This is a genomic window from Leptospira fainei serovar Hurstbridge str. BUT 6, assembly GCF_000306235.2.
Lineage (GTDB): Bacteria > Spirochaetota > Leptospiria > Leptospirales > Leptospiraceae > Leptospira_B > Leptospira_B fainei.
Genome location: NZ_AKWZ02000007.1, coordinates 44,833 through 61,835, shown reverse-complemented (window position 1 = coordinate 61,835; position 17,003 = coordinate 44,833). Strand labels below are relative to the sequence as shown.

At 45.9% G+C, this 17,003-nt stretch carries 14 protein-coding genes; 5 read left to right on the top strand and 9 right to left on the bottom strand.

Going from position 1 to position 17,003, the window contains the following annotated elements; genetic code table 11:
* Window positions 1–180: 180 nt before the first annotated feature.
* The 3 genes from LEP1GSC058_RS08205 (at window position 181) to LEP1GSC058_RS08195 (ending at window position 3,869) form a co-directional block, all read left to right on the top strand.
* Entirely contained in the window at window positions 181–693 is a 513-nt protein-coding gene (locus LEP1GSC058_RS08205; RefSeq protein ID WP_016549120.1) for a hypothetical protein, read from the top strand.
* Window positions 690–1,538, top strand: coding sequence for a penicillin-binding transpeptidase domain-containing protein (locus LEP1GSC058_RS08200; protein ID WP_016549139.1), 849 nt, complete (start codon window positions 690–692; stop codon window positions 1,536–1,538). The genes LEP1GSC058_RS08205 and LEP1GSC058_RS08200 overlap by 4 nt, the downstream gene beginning before the upstream one ends.
* 147 nt (window positions 1,539–1,685) lie before the next feature.
* Complete coding sequence (locus LEP1GSC058_RS08195) at window positions 1,686–3,869, top strand: cation:proton antiporter (RefSeq protein ID WP_016549115.1); 2,184 nt, start codon at window positions 1,686–1,688, stop codon at window positions 3,867–3,869.
* Here LEP1GSC058_RS08195 and LEP1GSC058_RS08190 read toward each other — a convergent pair.
* The 9 genes from LEP1GSC058_RS08190 to LEP1GSC058_RS08155 form a co-directional block, all read right to left on the bottom strand.
* Window positions 3,866–4,570, bottom strand: coding sequence for a response regulator (locus tag LEP1GSC058_RS08190; protein ID WP_016549111.1), 705 nt, complete (start codon window positions 4,568–4,570; stop codon window positions 3,866–3,868). The genes LEP1GSC058_RS08195 and LEP1GSC058_RS08190 overlap by 4 nt on opposite strands.
* A complete protein-coding gene (locus LEP1GSC058_RS08185) occupies window positions 4,563–7,226 on the bottom strand; it encodes a sensor histidine kinase (RefSeq protein WP_016549138.1) in 2,664 nt (887 codons plus the stop codon). Before LEP1GSC058_RS08185 ends, LEP1GSC058_RS08190 begins: the two co-directional genes overlap by 8 nt.
* A complete protein-coding gene (gene kdpC / locus LEP1GSC058_RS08180; protein WP_016549141.1) occupies window positions 7,227–7,829 on the bottom strand; it encodes a potassium-transporting ATPase subunit KdpC in 603 nt (200 codons plus the stop codon).
* A complete protein-coding gene (gene kdpB, locus LEP1GSC058_RS08175; protein WP_039948202.1) occupies window positions 7,826–9,919 on the bottom strand; it encodes a potassium-transporting ATPase subunit KdpB in 2,094 nt (697 codons plus the stop codon). Before kdpB ends, kdpC begins: the two co-directional genes overlap by 4 nt.
* A gap of 3 nt (window positions 9,920–9,922) precedes the next feature.
* Window positions 9,923–11,611 carry a potassium-transporting ATPase subunit KdpA gene (kdpA, locus tag LEP1GSC058_RS08170; RefSeq protein WP_016549095.1) on the bottom strand — a complete coding sequence of 563 codons (1,689 nt, stop codon included), beginning with the start codon at window positions 11,609–11,611 and terminating at the stop codon, window positions 9,923–9,925.
* 9 nt (window positions 11,612–11,620) lie between these two features.
* A complete protein-coding gene (gene kdpF / locus LEP1GSC058_RS20620; protein ID WP_016549148.1) occupies window positions 11,621–11,704 on the bottom strand; it encodes a K(+)-transporting ATPase subunit F in 84 nt (27 codons plus the stop codon).
* A 372-nt stretch (window positions 11,705–12,076) separates the two neighbouring features.
* Window positions 12,077–13,120, bottom strand: coding sequence for an arsenosugar biosynthesis radical SAM (seleno)protein ArsS (gene arsS / locus LEP1GSC058_RS08165; RefSeq protein ID WP_016549135.1), 1,044 nt, complete (start codon window positions 13,118–13,120; stop codon window positions 12,077–12,079).
* 12 nt (window positions 13,121–13,132) lie between these two features.
* On the bottom strand, window positions 13,133–13,474 hold the full coding sequence (locus LEP1GSC058_RS08160; RefSeq protein ID WP_016549147.1) for an arsenosugar biosynthesis-associated peroxidase-like protein: 342 nt from the start codon (window positions 13,472–13,474) through the stop codon (window positions 13,133–13,135).
* Window positions 13,475–13,655: 181 nt separating this feature from the next.
* A complete protein-coding gene (locus LEP1GSC058_RS08155) occupies window positions 13,656–14,141 on the bottom strand; it encodes a DUF4395 domain-containing protein (RefSeq protein WP_016549096.1) in 486 nt (161 codons plus the stop codon).
* Between the two features lie 135 nt (window positions 14,142–14,276).
* On the opposite strand from LEP1GSC058_RS08155, the gene LEP1GSC058_RS08150 reads away from it, so the two are divergent.
* On the top strand, window positions 14,277–15,620 hold the full coding sequence (locus LEP1GSC058_RS08150; protein WP_016549153.1) for a hypothetical protein: 1,344 nt from the start codon (window positions 14,277–14,279) through the stop codon (window positions 15,618–15,620).
* Between the two features lie 41 nt (window positions 15,621–15,661).
* Window positions 15,662–16,966, top strand: a complete 1,305-nt coding sequence (locus LEP1GSC058_RS08145; RefSeq protein ID WP_016549123.1) for an adenylate/guanylate cyclase domain-containing protein — start codon at window positions 15,662–15,664, stop codon at window positions 16,964–16,966.
* Window positions 16,967–17,003: the final 37 nt, after the last annotated feature.

The window sequence follows — 17,003 nt, the reverse complement described above, 5'->3', positions numbered from 1 at the left end:
ATTCGGAACGTAAGAAGGTTTTCCTCGGAGCTTTTCCTTGAAAGAATCCGGGACATAAAATCGAAAGGTAGGAAGTTCTCTTTACTGCTTGTCGGAGCCGGTAATAGGAAAAATTCTGCAAATAAGATAGGCAAACGTTTCCGTAACGGTAACCCGAACTAATTTTTCAGAGAACGTGACATGATTTCAACGACCGAAGTAATATCCTACTACGATGAATTTCTTTCCGAGAAAAAAACGAATCGTAGATGGGAATTGGCAGGGTACTATATCGGTTACGGATCCTACCTCGTTTGCTTTTGGATCGTCTTCGGCTTAAAGCGGGAAAATCCTTTGTTCTCTAGTTTGTTTTTCCTGGGCTTGTTCACTCGATTTGCCAGCCTGATGATCGGCCAAGTATTTTTAGTGCCGAAAGTTTTTCTTAGATTACTTTCCGTTGAAAAAGAAGAAAGCGATCTAGCGTGGCAAACGATCCTGAACCGTAAGGATGAAATCGTCGGTAGACTTGCTCGTAACGTTTACGGATGGAACGACTCAAGCGAGTTATTCGAAATGGATCGGGATGCGCTTTCTCGATTCGTAAAAGAAAAGACGTCTACGAACTGGAGAAAGATAGGTAAAAATTTTCTCCTGCTTTACGTACCGGTTTTTCTTTTCACGTTGTATCTAACATACATTGCGTGGCTGGAATGAGGGGACAGGTTTTTTTAACCATTGCCACGCTCCTTCTCTCTTGCGGAACTAGAAAGGAATCATCTCCTCCCGTAGAGAAGTTGGCGGAAATGCCGGGAAGAAAAACCTGCCTCATTTTTTCGGAACTGGAAACTGATGAAACGTTTATCATCAATCCGAACGATTGCAAAGGAAGCGTTCCACCTCTCCACATCTTCCATCCCATGATCGCACTTGCAGCTTTGGAAACCGGCTCGCTGAAGGAACCGGACGCGCCTTATAAATGGGATAAAACAAAATATCCGTATATTCGCTGGCAAAAGGACCAAAATTTAAGAACGGCTCTCGCTTCCTCCACGGTCTGGTATTTTCAAAAATTGTTATCCGAAACTACCGGATTCAAAGCACAAAACTGGCTGTCAGGTGTGGATCTACCTAAACCATCGGGTCTCGAAAATGGCCGAGCCTTCTGGATGGATGGGGACTATACTTTAAACGGAGAAGAGCTATTCTTTTTTCTAAAGAAGCTCGTGACTCGAAAATTACCCGTAAGGGAAAAAAACTCGTCCATTGTCCTTTCCGGATTGGAAAGAATACCCGGCGAAGTCAGTAATTCTACCGGAACTCATCGGTTGGCGGGAAATTGGGGGACCGCGGAGAAATTTTACTCCGATTCCGGATCTGCTTATAGCGGAGGGCGAAGTATTTCCCTTTTTTGGTTCTACTGGAAGTTTTCGAACAAAACGGTTCTCTTTCTTTCTCGGATCGAGAGCGAATCCGAAACCCTAACTCCTTTGGAGGCGGCTCGATACGGAACCGAATTTTTGCGAACGAACGGCATTTGGGAAAAATTTCTATCTCGATAGAGTTTCATTCTAAGGAATCGCTTTCTTTTTCAAAATCCTCTTTCATCTAAAGATTCTACTTTTCTTCGAAAACCCTCGGCTTGAACATGGAACCGATCTATTTCGTTCGAGGAAAATCCTTCTCGGCAGACGGATCGCCGATTCTGAATGAAACGTAACGTATTTTACTATATTCTTCTCATAACTCTCTTCTTCTTAGTTTTCCTAGTCATATTAAATTTCGGTGAAAAAATAGAGGCGGAAATTCCTGCTCCCCTCGTTTCCCAAAATTCGACTAACGAATCCGCTCTATTACTAGACCGATCCGCAATCGCGATCTCAAATACCGTCGAAAAACTGGCTAAAGGTTTGAAAGAACCGCTCGCGATTCTTCTGTTTCAAATCGGTCTTGTTTTGGTCGCGACTCGGATTTTCGGGAAACTTGCCGTCGCAGTCGGACAGCCCTCGGTAATCGGTGAAATTCTGGCCGGCATCTTATTAGGCCCTTCCCTATTCGGAGCCGTATTGCCCGACGCATACTCGTTCGTATTTCCGAAAGCTTCATTAGGTATTTTGCAACTACTAAGCCAAATCGGTTTGGTTTTCTTTATGTTTATCGTAGGAATGGAATTAGATTTAAAGATTCTGAAGAACCAAGCCGACTCGGCGATCTTAATTTCGCACGCAAGCATATTGTTACCTTTCCTATTGGGCGGGACCTTAGCGCTTTCCTTTTACGGAAGATTAGCGCCAGAGGGGATTAGCTTTCTCTCCTTTTCGCTTTTTATGGGAATCGGGATGAGCATCACGGCCTTTCCCGTTCTGGCTAGAATCGTCCAGGAAAAAGGGCTGACTAAAACGAAATTAGGAGGACTCGCTCTGACCTGCGCCGCCTCCGACGATCTGACGGCCTGGTGCTTACTCGCTTGCGTGATCGCGCTCGTTCAAGCGGGCGGACTCTTACCGGGCTTAATGACGATTCTTTTGGCGCTAATTTATATTCTTTTTATGTGGAAGTTGGTATTGCCATGGATGCGAAGAGCGGGACATATATTTACGAATCGAGAGGCTTTCACCAAAACCGCTGTCGCTTTTTTTCTTCTGTTTCCGATCGGATCGGCGTGGATAACCGAATCGATCGGCATACATGCCTTATTCGGAGCGTTTCTCGCCGGAGTCGTTATGCCGGATCGACCGAAATTGAGAACACTCCTAGCCGAAAAAGTTGAGGACGTCAGCACTGCGATCTTTCTTCCCTTATTTTTTGCCCTAACGGGAATACGTACTCAGATCGGATTATTAAACGAAGGAAACCTATGGTGGGATTTTGCATGGGTATTAGCTGTCGCAATCCTCGGGAAATTTGCTGGCAGTGCGATTGCCGCAAAATTATCCGGTAAGACCTGGAAAGATTCGCTCTCTTTAGGCGCATTGATGAATACTCGAGGGCTAATGGAATTGATCGTACTGAACATCGGATACGATCTTGGCATCCTCTCTTCCCAAGTGTTTTCTATGATGGTTCTCATGGCACTCGTAACCACGTTTATGACCGGTCCCTCTTTAAACCTGATCGAAAAAGTATTCGCATCTCCGCGAAAGGATTCGAAAGGAGGAGGAATACTTGTGGCTTTCGCTCTCCATTCGCGAGGAATCGACTTACTTCGATTAGCAAACGGATTATTTCCCGCCGGTAACAAAGCGAAAGAAGTCACGGCCTTACATATGAGTCCGGACTCGTCCATTTCGGGAAAGGTTGCGCAAAGATACGAAAAAACCAGCTTCGAGCCCTTGCATAAACTTTCCAAAGAATTAGGTCTAAAACTCAAAACGTTGTACAAACCCTCCGACAACGTCGCGAAAGACATCTTGAGGACAATTCAATCAGGAAATTATAATATGTTTCTGACTGGCGGAGCGAGATCGTTATTCAGTGACGACGTCTTAGGAGGAAAAATCCGGACGTTACTTTCCGAATCGAACGGTAATGCCGGAATATTAGTTGCTGAAAAACTAGGAAATATCGATCGCCTAACAGTCGCGATGTATTCGGAAACCGACTCAAAGTTATTGACTTTGGCAAGCAGATTAGCTAAGAACCTGGGGTCCAAAGTTTCTGTTTGGGATCCGAGAGGAGCGGTTCAAAGACTACCTCAGAAGGATCGAAACCTGCTTAAGAAGGAAAAGATTCCGATTTTGAGAGAATCCGATCCGATCGTTTTGGGAGAAGCCGACTTGATTCTTTGCAACTTGGAGACATGGGAAGAAGAACCCGAACTTCACAATTGGGAACTCGCCGAAGGCTCGGGTTTATTCCTGATTCGTTTTTCTAAAGAAATCGAATTTCTTTAGAATTTCGCGGACTGATCTTCCGCTTTTAAGTAATAGCCTACGCCAGGCTCCGTAATCAGTATTTCCGGCTTACTCGGATCGGCTTCGATTTTTTTCCGAATCTGATTTACATAGACGCGCAAATAACCCGCTTCCGAAATCTGGTTCGGACCCCAGAGCTCCTTCAAAATCTGCGTCTGAGTGATAATCTTGCCCGGATATGTTGCGAGCAATTTTAGAAAAGAATACTCCGTCGGAGTCAAGCGAACATCTTTTCCTGATTTCGTTACTCGCCTTGTTCCGAAATCCAATTCTAGACTTCCGATCTTTACTTTAACGTCCGTTTTTTCAGGAGACGAATGACGGAGAAGCACACGGATCCTCGCTAAAAATTCCCCGACTCCGAAAGGCTTGGTCAGATAATCGTCCGCCCCTGCATCCAATAGATGGATCTTATCTTTTTCAGAGTCCTTAACGCTTAGCACTAAAACGGGAACTTTCGCACCGGAATCCCGAATTTGAATGAGAAATTCCTCTCCACCTTTCTCCGGTAAACCTAAATCTAAAACGACGACATCGGGACGGACCATATAAAATTTTGATAATGCATCTTCTACTGAAACGGCCTCCTCTAATTTATAACCTTCCGGTTCGCAGGCCATTCTTAATAGTCTGCGAATTTGAATTTCGTCATCGATGACTAAAATGACCGGACTACCCAATGTCTTCCTCCAAAGGCGGGAAAGTCATTACAGGAATCCGAATCAAGAATCGAGCCCCACCTTCCGCACGATTCTCCGCCCAGATACGACCGCCTTGCGCCTCGACCAGCCCCTTACAGATGGAAAGGCCGAGTCCGGTTCCGTGAGCGTAGGAAGAAACTTTCGTGAACTTATCGAAAATCCGCTCTTCCTCGCCTTTCGGAATACCAGGTCCTTTATCCTCTACGACTAAGAGAAGATGATCTCTCGGAACGCTGGCGCGAACTGTCACCGGAGTTCCTTCAGGCGTATGCAGAAAAGCGTTCTGAATAAGATGAATTAATACCTGCTGCATAATGCGGTTGTCTAATCGAACCAAAGGCATATTTTGGTCCACTTCCGCCGTTAAACGGTGCGATCCTCTTTCCGATTCTTCTTCCGCAACGGCGCCTAGCACTAAATCCGCCGGATCCTCCCATTGCAGATCTAGCTTCAACCTGCCCGACTCCAAACGGGTCATGTCTAAAAGATTATTTACCAATCTTTCAAGTTTTCTATATGCGCTGCGCACTTCGGCTAATAGGGAAATTTCTTTTTCAGCCGATCGATCGACGGTGCCATCCAGAAGGTCTAGAGAAGCCCTAATAATAGTTAAAGGAGTACGAAATTCATGGCTGACCGAATTAAATAACGCCGAGTGAAGTCTTTCGGATTCTTCCACCATTCTCGCGTTTTCACGTAGGCCAAGAAGCTGAATCCTTTCCACTGCCAACGCGATCTGGTTTAACATAGAGTGCAGCAACGCGTCCTCTCCCGGTTCTAACGGTTCTCTACCTTCGCGATCCAATCCGAGTACGCCGAAACATCCTCCCGGCGATAGTAGCGGAAGATATAACCCTCGGGAAAGCGGGACAGTATCGGTGGAATTACCCGAAGGCTTCCTGTTTTGATAAGACCAGGACGCCAGTGCGAATTCTCTTGCCTCGGGAATGAAAGTACTTTTTGGATGAGCGGTTCTTTCCAAACGTCCGTCCTTATCCGTAATGACGATAAAAATCGGACAATCGAACGTCTTAGACAATAGCTCGACGGATGCGTTCACAATTCCGTCCGCAGTATGCGTCCGAGAAAGCGCGATTGATAATTCGTAAAGGGACGAAATCGCCTCTTCTCCGTGCTTGAGCGCGTCCTCTCTCGATCTTAAACGAGTCGTAAACACGCCTAAAACCATGGCGAGCACGAAATACATCACGAACATCATCCAATCTTCGAGCTTTCCTATAAAGAAAGTAAATCGAGGCGGAATAAATAGAAAATTCCAAAGTAACGCCGAGAGAGCGGAAGTAACCAACACCGGACCTCTACCGGCAAATAAAGAAATCAACATTACAAAAAACAGATAAACTAATCCGATCGACCAGTAACCTATTATGTTCAGCGTCAAAAGATTGATGGAAGTAACACCTAAAAGCGAAAGGAATGATAAAAAATACTGTATCGGGCCTGATTTCCCCACCCACCAAAGAGGTCTGAAATTTTCATACTTTCCTTCCCCACCCGGAACGACCACTAATTGAAAATTCGCCGATTCCGAGGTAAGTCGTTCTAGTAAAGTTCCGCCTTCTAAAAGTTGCCAAAATCGATTTCTGGTAGTTCTCCCGATTACGACATGCGTGGCCTTTGTGCGGTCCACAGCTCTTAAAATCCCCTGAACCAAATCCTTTTCCGGAAGGCTTAAAATTTCCGCTCCAAGTTCCCTGGCCAATTGCAGATGAGAGTGAAGCTGCTTTCTATCTTCGGCGGATAAATTTCTCCCGTCTTCTATGTACACCGTAACCCAGCTACATTTCAAAAGGAAGGCCATTCTTTTTGCGTGCCGGATCAATTCTCCCGAAGCAGGCGACGAACTGATCGCGACAAGAATTTTCTCCGATAATTTGGAATCCCTCGTCGGCTCGAGACGAGCCAATTCGCGATCGACAAGCTTGGAGGTGTAGCTTAAGGAGAGTTCACGCAATGCCGTCAGATTCGGGATGCGAAAAAAAGAAAGTAAAGCGCCGGGAACTTTTTCAGCCGGATAAATTTTTCCCTCTTTCAATCGCTTAACTAGGTCATCCGGAACTAGATCCACAAGTTCCACCTCGTCGGCAATTTCTAGAATCGAATCCGGAACCCGTTCAGCGACGGGTGCCCCGGAAAGTTCCTCGACGATATTGGCCCTGCTTTCCAAATGCTGGACATTCAAAGTCGAATAAACGTCGATCCCGTTATCCAGGATTTCCAAAACGTCTTGGTATCTCTTCGGATGTCTCGAACCAGGAACGTTCGTATGCGCTAATTCATCGACTAAAACTAAATCCGGTTTTCGTTCCAAAACCGCATCCAGATCCATCTCTTCTAACTCCACATTTTTGTACTTGGATTTTTTCCGCGGAACGATTTCCAATCCGAGAGCTTGAGCTTCGGTTTCCTCCCGTTTATGAGTTTCCAAATACCCGATGACTACCTCACGACCTTCGGACTTCGCTTTTTGCGCGTCGCGAAGCATCTCGAAAGTTTTCCCCACGCCGGCAGCCATTCCGAAAAAAATCTTGAGTTTCCCTCTAGATGAGGCTTTATCCCCTATTCTAGAGAGAAGTTCGTCCGGATCCGGTCTTTTTTCCTCAGGGTATGCCATTCAGTAAGATCGATACGTCGAAGGTTCCGCCGTGGACAAGGCGGAGGTTTCGACATTATTCTCCAAGGATAGATTCAGTTTCAAAACGTTGATTCTTTCTTCGCCGAAAATTCCCCATTGCGGATATTCGGTTGAGTCTTTAACCAACAGCTTCAAGTGCTTGATTTGCTCGTCGCTGAACCCCCTCGCTTTTGCGACGAGAGGGAGTTGGTATTCGACCGCCGCAGGACTTAAATGCGGATCTAAACCGCTACCCGATGCAAAAACCAGCTCGGCCGGGACTTCGGCCTCGCCACCCCTCGATAGCCAATAATTTTTCCGCTCATCTACTTGTTTACGAAGCGTTTCGCTCGTAAAACCAAGGTTACTAGCCGATCCGGTTTCCGGGTTGTAACCGCCCGCCGAAGGCCTCGCCTGGAAAAATTTCGGTGATTCGAATTTTTGAGAAAGTAATTCGGAACCGACCACCTTTCCTTTTCTGAGGATCAGGGATCCTTGGCTTTCTTTCGCAAAGGAGAGCTTTCCGATTCCGTAAATTAAGAAAGGATAAACCAATCCGCAAAGGATCGTCCAAAATATGAATTGAGAAAAAACTCTTCTCATACAAACCAACCTTGAACGTAATTCAACACTACGTCGATGAGCTTAATTCCGAAGAAAGGAAGTATAATTCCCCCGAAACCGTATATGAAAACGTTTCGAGCAAGCACCGTATCCGCGCCTAACGGACGATATTCCACGCCCCGCAAAGCCAGCGGAACCAAAAACACGAGTATGAGCGCGTTAAAGATCACTGCGCTCAAGACTGCGGACATCGGGCTTCCCAAACCTAAGAAGTTCAAAACTCCGAGTCCCCCTTTTCCTGCGACCGGATACAGACTCGCAAAAATGGCGGGTAGGATTACGAAGTATTTGGAAACGTCGTTTGCCACGCTGAAAGTGGTAAGAGATCCCCGGGTCATCAATAGCTGCTTTCCGATTTCGACGATCTCGATCAGTTTTGTAGGATTACTATCCAGATCGATCATGTTTCCGGCTTCTCTCGCGGTCTGAGTTCCGGTATTCATCGCAACGCCCACATCGGCCTGAGCCAATGCCGGGGCGTCGTTCGTTCCATCTCCTATCATCGCGACCAATTTTCCGGAAGCCTGCTCCTCGCGAATTCGTTTCAGTTTACTCTCTGGAGTCGCTTCCGCAATAAAATCGTCCACCCCAGCTTCGGCTGCAATCGCGGCGGCAGTCAGAGGATTATCTCCGGTGATCATGACCGTTCTGATTCCCATAGTTCTCAGTCGGGCAAAGCGTTCTCGAATCCCGCCTTTAACAACGTCCTTTAAATGAACTACACCCAGAATTTCGCGCCCTTCCGATACGACAAGAGGAGTCGCTCCTTCTTTCGCGATATCTTCCACTATGCGAACTATCTCGTCAGGGAATTCTCCTCCGAGGCCGATTATATAATTTCGAATCGCGTCCGCGGATCCTTTACGAATATTGGGTCGACTCTTTCCGTCCATGCTATTCTTAAAGTCGACACCGCTCATCTTCGTTTTGGCGGTAAACGGAACGAAGTCCCCTCCCAACTCGGCGAGGTTTCTTCCTCGAATGCCGAACTTCTCTTTCGCCAAGACGACAATCGATCTGCCTTCCGGCGTTTCATCAGAAAGGGACGCGAGCTGCGCCGAATTAGCCAAACGTTGCTCGTCCACTCCGGGGGCCGGGAGAAAACGAGTCGCCATTCTATTACCGAACGTAATCGTTCCGGTTTTGTCCAAAAGTAGAACGTCTATATCGCCGGCGGCCTCGATGGCTCGACCCGATTTCGCAATAACGTTTCTTCGAATCAAGCGATCCATTCCACTGATTCCGATCGCGGATAAGAGACCGCCGATCGTAGTAGGAATCAAACAGACAAGAAAGCCGACTAACGCAGGTAAAGAGTTGGACAATCCCGCCTCTCCACCGCCTTCTCTCACACTGTATTGAACGATTGGAACTAAAGTTGCAACGGCGAGTAAGAATACCAGAGAAAGTGCGGAAAGCAAAATCGAAAGCGCGATTTCGTTAGGAGTCTTTTGTCGTGCAGCTCCTTCCACAAGAGCGATCATTTTATCGATGAACGTCTTTCCCGGATCAGTCGTAATTTCGATGATGATTCTATCGCTAAGTACCTTTGTTCCTGCTGTGACAGCGGATCGATCTCCTCCGGATTCCCGTATTACCGGCGCGGATTCTCCCGTGATCGCGGATTCGTCGACCGATGCGATTCCTTCCACAACTTCCCCATCCCCGGGGATGGTTTCGCCCGCTTCGCAAACGACCCGATCGCCCGTTCTAAGAGTAGAAGCGGGAACGAGAGATTCAACGTTTCCTACGAGTCGCCTAGCTTGAGTTTCCCGTCTAGTTTTGCGTAAAGATTCGGCTCTTGCTTTTCCTCTTCCTTCCGCCAGGGCTTCCGCAAAGTTAGCGAATAGAACGGTAGCCCAGAGCCAGATGGAAATTTGAATCGCAAAACCTCTTTCATTCGAAGAAATGAAAAGTTCGCTCGTGGTCAGGATCGCTCCCAGATAAACCATGAACATAACCGGGTTTTTCCACTGGGTTCTTGGATCCAATTTGATAAACGAATCACCGATAGCCCTCAAAAGCAACGCCGAGTCGCCGAAAAAAGAAGTATTCTTTTTAGTAGTCATAGATTAAAAAGTCCTCCCCGTTCCTTGCAGCAGAAATTCCACTCCAGGACCGAGAACTAACACAGGTAGGAACGTTAAGGCTCCCACTAAAGCGATCACCGATACCAACAAAAGCACGAATAACGCACCGTCGGTAGAGAAGGTACCTTCCCCTGCCGGCGCTTTTTTCTTGCTCATCAGCGCTCCCGCTAATCCTATCGCAGGCCAAATCACGGCGAACCTTCCGAGAAGCATGCAGAAGGATAGCGCGAAATTATAGAATTGAGTATTCGCATTCAATCCCGCAAATGCAGAACCGTTATTTCCCGCTGCGGATGCGAAAGCATATAATATTTCCGTTAAGCCGTGCGGACCCTGATTCGCTCGGGAAGAAAGCCCGAACTCGTAAGAGGAAGCAAGTGCCGTAAACAATAAGATGCTTACTCCCGGTGCCAAGGCTCCGAAAAGCGCGTATTTGACTTCCCGCGCTTCGATCTTCTTACCGAAATATTCGGGAGTTCTGCCGACCATCAAGCCCGCGAGGAAGACCGTAAGAATCACGTAGAAAAGCATTCCGGCTAATCCGACTCCGACCCCGCCGAAAATGATTTCTCCTAAAAGAATATTCCAGACAGCGGCCCCTCCGCTTAACGGGGAGAAACTATCGTGCATAGAGTTAACCGAACCGTTAGAAGCTGCCGTCGTTGCCATTTCCCATAGCACGCTTTGGGCGATCCCGAAACGGACTTCCTTTCCTTCCCAATTGGGCCAAAACCCCTGGGACGAATGAAAGATTTCCGACCAGAAAGCGATGACAGCACTCCCTGCGAACAACAGAAGCATCGCGATGAAAAGAGAGACACCTGCCTTCCAGGATTTGGCCCATTTACCGAATGCAAACGGAAGCGACGCCGGAATTAAAAGGATTAATAAAGATTCCAGCCAATTGGAAAATGGCGTGGGGTTCTCGAATGGATGGGCCGAATTCACTCCGAAAAAACCGCCTCCGTTGGTTCCCAATTGCTTGATCGCGATTTGAGAGGCTGCGGGACCGAGAGGAATTCGAGAGTCGACTCCTTCTAACGAAGTCGATCCCACATACGCCGAAAAATCCATCACGACACCTTGCGCGATGAATGCGATTGCGAATAGGATCGATAAAGGAAGAAGAATATAAAGAGTAGATCTTGTCAAATCTACGAAGAAATTCCCGATACCAACCGGAGAAGCTCCTAAAATACCTCGGGCCATCGCGGCAAGGACGGCAATTCCGACGCCTGCGCTCACGAAGTTTTGGACCCCTAATAAAAGCATTTGGCTTCCGTAAGAAAGGCTAGCTTCACCGGAATAAGCCTGCCAGTTCGTATTCGTAACGAAACTTACGCTCGTATTCCAAGCAAGATCCCAATTCAGGCCGGGCTTTCCCTCCGGATTCCAAGGAAGGAATTCCTGAAATCTTAACCCTAACGTCACCACCGAGAGAGCCAATACGCTAAAACCTAATATTTCAAAAGCGTAAACTTTGGGAGAAGTGGATTTACTCGGATCGACACCGGTCACTTTATAGATGAGATTCTCGAAAGCGACTACAGGTTTTAGGAATTTAGGAAATTCTCCGTCCAAGACTTTGGCGATGAATAAACCTAACCACGGAGAAACCAAAAAAAGGACAGCAAAGTAAAGAAAGTAAAAAACCGAATCGTTTCCATTCATAATATTTACCTAAAACCTTTCTGGCCTAACGATTGCGTATGTCAGATAGACGACTAAACCGAATACGACTGCAATTAAAAACGGATAGGACAAGGAAGCCTCCTAATCACGCTCCATCCGAATGTGTGAGGATGAATGCATGTGCCAAAAACGTAGCTTTTTTTTATCGTCTCGTCAATGAGGAGTAAAGTGTAAAAGATCGAAGAAAGCGTTAATTTCTCGTTAAGATTTTAGATTCTCGATTCTGAAACAAGAAATCGGCCCGATTAAAGCATCTAAAAAAATTGATAAAAAGCAAACTTCGATAAGCAGGAATAGAGAAAAGTATTCTTACGTTAACCAAGATCGAGAGGGAGCTCCCGCAGATGGAGCAGCAATAAAAAACTTGCAAAATGTAAAGAAATTTGCTAATGAGGCGGAAGCCACCGACCGGCCCCCGCCCAGGAAGGGCGGGGCTAACCGAATTCACGCAATGGAGCCGCCGCAAGAAGAACCGCTGCCGGCAGTACAACCGAAACAATGTTGATCGAGCCGAATATGACGATCGGTTAGAGTTGCTTGGTTGAAATCGGAAATCTTTTGAACTGGACCTTCCACTTTCAGGTCCAGCATTTGATTAAAATCGCAATCGTAGAGGGTTCCGTCCCAGCCTACGCTCAACGTATTTCTGCACATCACTCCGGAGGCGGCCGCCGGGTTATACGAAGTGATAAGTTTTTCCAAATAATCCTCGAGATTCCCGCTTTCCAATAAGTATTCCAGATATCGACTGATCGGCATGTTGGTGATCGTGAATAAAGAATTGAATTCGATTCCGAATTGGGTTCCCAATTCTTTCTTAAAGTCCCCCTCAAGAGTGGATTGACCTCCGGGTAAAAATGCGCCCGCCGGATTGTACACCAAATTCAAAACCAAACCGGAATCGAGCTTCCCGTACCCTACAGCGTTCAATCTCCGTAGCGCCTCTATAGATCTGTCAAAAACTCCTTCCCCTCGCTGCGCATCCGTCCTTCTTTTCTGAAAGTAAGGAAGGCTCGAAACGACTTCCACGGAATGCTTTGCATAAAATTCCGGAAGATCCTTATACTTCTCTCCGGCGAGTAGGATGGTAAGATTACAGCGAACCATCACTTTCTTTCCCAGCTTGCTTGCCTCCTCCACCAGCCACCGAAAATCCGGGTTCATCTCCGGAGCGCCTCCGGTGATATCCAAAATGGAAATATCCGAGGACGCGAGTACATCCAAACATTCCTGCATAGTCTCTCTGGACATGATTTCTTTTCGATCCGGTCCCGCATCGACATGGCAATGTTTGCAAGTTTGATTGCAAAGCTTTCCGACGTTAATTTGCAAGATATCGGTTCGAATCGGCTTTAAAGGAAATAAACCGCTTTCGGAAAGTTTCCGATTGAAAAATGGGAACGAGCGTCGTTCCGATATTTCCGAAAGAATCCTGAGTTGTTCCTCCGAGGAAGCGAGATCGCTTCCTCTAGCTAGTAATGATTTCATAATAAATAAAAATTAAATACTGAGTTCTTTAACTTTATTTAATGCTTGGACGCTGTGTACCAAAGTCGCTCCGCCACGAATCGCCGCGCCGACATGAATCGCCTCCCAAATTTGCTCTTCGGTAACTCCTTTTTCCAGCGTATCGGTGGTGTATGCGTCGATGCAATACGGACATTGAACGACATGGGCTACCGCAAGAGCGATCAGAGACTTCTCCCTAGCGCTTAAGGCTCCATCGGCAAAAACCGCTCCATAATAATCGAAGAATTTCTTAGCTAGATCGGGTTCAAATTCTCCTATATTTCCGAATTTCTTTAAATCTTCGGGTTTATAGTAGGTATTCTCGTGTGCCATAAGTCGGCTCCTTGTCTTTGTTTTTGAGAGAAAAGATAAAGTAATTAATAATAGAGTTTAACAGAAGAAACCGAAACGGATACGAAAAAGCCGATGCCGCCGGAAGTTGGACTATTTTTATCGAAAAACAATCAGTTTCGAAAAGAAAAATTTGCCTCTTCGCTAAAATCTTCCCGACCGCTTAATTCTTCGAAACAAACGTAAGATTGTTACATTTTTCGCAAACTTCTTGTGGAATCACTCCCCACTTCATCAAATAGCCGAAAACAAAACAACCCGCGCAAAATCCGACGAAGCTCTCCAAACTTGCAAAAAGGACGAGGATTCCTAGTACAATCCGGAAGGCTTGGATTTGGCCGAGAAGAAGAAGAGTCAAGGCAGTACCGCTAAAAAGTAAGCCTACAAATTGAGCAAAGCGTTTCGGAGGTCCCGGAACGTTCGTGGCCGCAAAACCCATAAGAGGTACTAAAACGTGAATCGCCAATCGAGCAAAGAATGAAAATCTCGGTCCATACAGAACGCGAGCCAGAAATCCGTAGGTTAAGGCGATTGCCAACCAAATGGATAGAGTCCAAATCGTTGCAGCGGCAAGCAATACGACTAGACCGGCTACCGTTCTTGCAGCCACCTCATTGACTGAATCAGGAAAATTTCCGATTTGAATCATGGTACGAATCCTCCCATAAAATGCCCTTTTTCAAGACTTTAATACCGGCTTTTCTTACTCAAGAAAAAATTCGCTATATTGAACAAAATGACCAATTTAACAACTATGTACTTTTTTAAGCTCGGAAAGCGGTATTTGCTCGTTTCTTTTCTCTTATTTGCCTGGGCTCTCCCCTTAGCCTACTTCCCACTCTATCACTCGCGAAGCGACTTTTGGCACTTGATTATCCTTTTCGCGTTTAGCCTTCTTTCATATTATATTTTTATTATATACTCAAAGATTACGGCGATCGGGGAATCCTTCGGACTTACCGCCGGAATTTTACTTAGACTATTTTTCGTATTTCTTCCACCCGTACTGTCCGAAGACGTATATCGTTTTTTATGGGATGGATTTTTAGACATTCATTTACTCTCTCCTTACGCAAACCTACCGCAAGAATTGAAAGTTTCATTTTTATCGTCCGAGGAATCGGCGCTCGGAACGGAATTATTAGAACGAATGAATTCCTCGCGATTTTATTCGGTATATCCTCCCGTCCTTCAGGTATTCTTTTCGGCTTCCGCATGGAGTATGAAAGAGTTTCAATCGATATGGGTGGGAATCATTTTCTGGAAAGGGATCTTGTTTTGTTTCGAGTTGGCAGTGCTTCGACTCCTTCTTACTTTTCGAAAGGAAGGAGAGAATCCGAATTTTCTAAAATATTGGCTGCATCCTTTGGTCGTATTGGAAGGGGCAGGCAGCGGTCATCCCGAACCCATACTGATATTCTTCCTGCTTTTTGCGATGTTAGCTTGGAAAAGAAATAAGAGATTGGAAACCGGCTTAGCGTACACGGCCGCGGTCTTTACCAAAGTGATTCCCTTACTTATGTTGCCGTTGATTCTCTTCCGAATCGGAAAAGATAGGAGATATTCCAAAAAATCGCTTTCTTTCCTAATCTTACTGATTCCCGTCTTGCTTCTATCCGCGTGGGCAATAGATTCGATAAACCTTCTTGAAACGATCGAGAAACAATGGAAGAACGGAATCGGAGTTTATTTTAAGCTCTTCGAATATCACGGAGGTTTATATTATCTTTGGAAGTACGCGTTAAGTTTTTCCTGGTATCCGTATTCTGCCGGTCGTCATCTCGCAGTCCTCGGTTCGGCCGCAATCATCGTATATTCCTTTCGCCAATCGAGACGGATAGCTGACGTAAAATTCATTGCAAGTACATGGGTTTCTCTACTCGGAATTTACTATCTGTTCTCTACTACCATTCACCCTTGGTACATTCTTCCGCTACTAGCCGGCTCGGTCTTTACGGAGGAAATTTGGCCTCAGGTCGTCGCCGGGGTTTGGATACTATCGTATTCAACCTATAGACAAATTCCGTATGTCGACGACCCTATTTTTATGATTTTAGAATATGGTCCAGTCCTGATCGCATTATTCTGGGAAAAAAGGAAACTCATTGACCTTAAAAAGGTCAGGTAGTAAATACAAATTCGCTCCGCCGCTAAAAGGAAACATGATCGATGGCACCTAAAATTTTCGATACCTTCTCGGACACTCTAGAATCGGAAATCCTACAGAGCGAAAGAATAAGAAGTAAAATCTTACTGCTTATCTTTCTGACGACGATGACAATTTGGACGTCCCTTGCGATTTTCGTTCGGGAAAAATTTAACGAAAGCATCGGCCTATCCTTCCCGTTCGAGATCGTCATCGGAATTCTTTTATTCGGAAATATTTATGAATTCGGCGTGTTAAAGCTGTTAAATTATTGGGCAACGCTCGGAAAACCTCTCCCGCTTTTCCCTCGTTTCGGAAACGCTTTTGTTGAAACATCCATTCCGGCGGCAACCCTATTTATATTGGTGAACGGTTACGGATCTCCGGTCGTAGTTTTGAATTCACCGCTGCCCAACCTGTTTTTCATGTTTATTCTATTGTCCGTGCTCCGGATGGAATTCGGATTATCTTTGTTCACCGGACTCGTCGCGGGCATAGAATTTCTTATTATAGGATGGATTTACAATCCGAATACGGCTTTCCAAAACGATTTCGATTACGCTTTCTTCTATTCAAAAATTCCGATCGTAATGCGCTCGTTAATGTTCATCGCATCCGGTATCATAGCCGGCCTCGTAGGAATTCGGCTACGAAACACATTACGAAATTCTTATAAAATTCTAGAGGAAAGAAATCAGATAGTGGGAATGTTCGGACAGTATGTTTCTCCTTCCGTCGTGGATCGACTGATGAGCCAAAAAACGGAGGGAATCTCGGAAAGCCGGGAAGTCTGCGTCATGTTTCTTGATATTCGAAACTTTACGAAATTTTCCGAGAAAAAAAGTCCTACGGAAGTGATCACGTATTTAAACACACTTTTTGAGGATATGATCGATATCGTGAACAAGAATAATGGAATCATAAATAAGTTTTTGGGAGACGGCTTCATGGCTGTTTTCGGAGCCCCCTTATCCGACCCGGGCAAAGACGTTCAAAATGCAGTAAAAGCTTCGTTGGAAATTATAGAAAAGGTGGCCGAACTGAATCTCGCTCAAAGAATTCCGGAAACAAAAATCGGAATCGGTCTGCATTCCGGAGAAGCAATGACCGGCAATGTCGGCTCGTCCCAACGCAAAGAATACACGATCATCGGAGATACCGTAAATCTCGCCTCCCGGGTCGAACAGCTAAACAAAGATTACGGAACGGAACTCCTCGTAACCGATTCCGTTTACGAGCAAATAAAACACTATATGCAGGCGGAGAGCTTGCCGCCCGTAAAAGTAAAAGGAAGGGAAGAAGAAGTGCTGATCTACCGGCTAACGTAATTCGTTTTCGGAAAATCCGCATTTTACTTTTTGCGAA

Excerpts from the sequence above, each read along its gene's own strand:
- LEP1GSC058_RS08155 (WP_016549096.1), bottom strand. The coding sequence starts at position 14,141 with ATGATTCAAATCGGAAATTTTCCTGATTCAGTCAATGAGGTGGCTGCA.
- LEP1GSC058_RS08160 (WP_016549147.1), bottom strand. The coding sequence starts at position 13,474 with ATGGCACACGAGAATACCTACTATAAACCCGAAGATTTAAAGAAATTC.
- LEP1GSC058_RS08195 (WP_016549115.1), top strand. The coding sequence starts at position 1,686 with ATGAAACGTAACGTATTTTACTATATTCTTCTCATAACTCTCTTCTTC.
- LEP1GSC058_RS08205 (WP_016549120.1), top strand. The coding sequence starts at position 181 with ATGATTTCAACGACCGAAGTAATATCCTACTACGATGAATTTCTTTCC.
- kdpA (WP_016549095.1), bottom strand. The coding sequence starts at position 11,611 with ATGAATGGAAACGATTCGGTTTTTTACTTTCTTTACTTTGCTGTCCTT.
- LEP1GSC058_RS08200 (WP_016549139.1), top strand. The coding sequence starts at position 690 with ATGAGGGGACAGGTTTTTTTAACCATTGCCACGCTCCTTCTCTCTTGC.
- arsS (WP_016549135.1), bottom strand. The coding sequence starts at position 13,120 with ATGAAATCATTACTAGCTAGAGGAAGCGATCTCGCTTCCTCGGAGGAA.
- kdpB (WP_039948202.1), bottom strand. The coding sequence starts at position 9,919 with ATGACTACTAAAAAGAATACTTCTTTTTTCGGCGACTCGGCGTTGCTT.
- kdpC (WP_016549141.1), bottom strand. The coding sequence starts at position 7,829 with ATGAGAAGAGTTTTTTCTCAATTCATATTTTGGACGATCCTTTGCGGA.
- LEP1GSC058_RS08185 (WP_016549138.1), bottom strand. The coding sequence starts at position 7,226 with ATGGCATACCCTGAGGAAAAAAGACCGGATCCGGACGAACTTCTCTCT.
- LEP1GSC058_RS08145 (WP_016549123.1), top strand. The coding sequence starts at position 15,662 with ATGGCACCTAAAATTTTCGATACCTTCTCGGACACTCTAGAATCGGAA.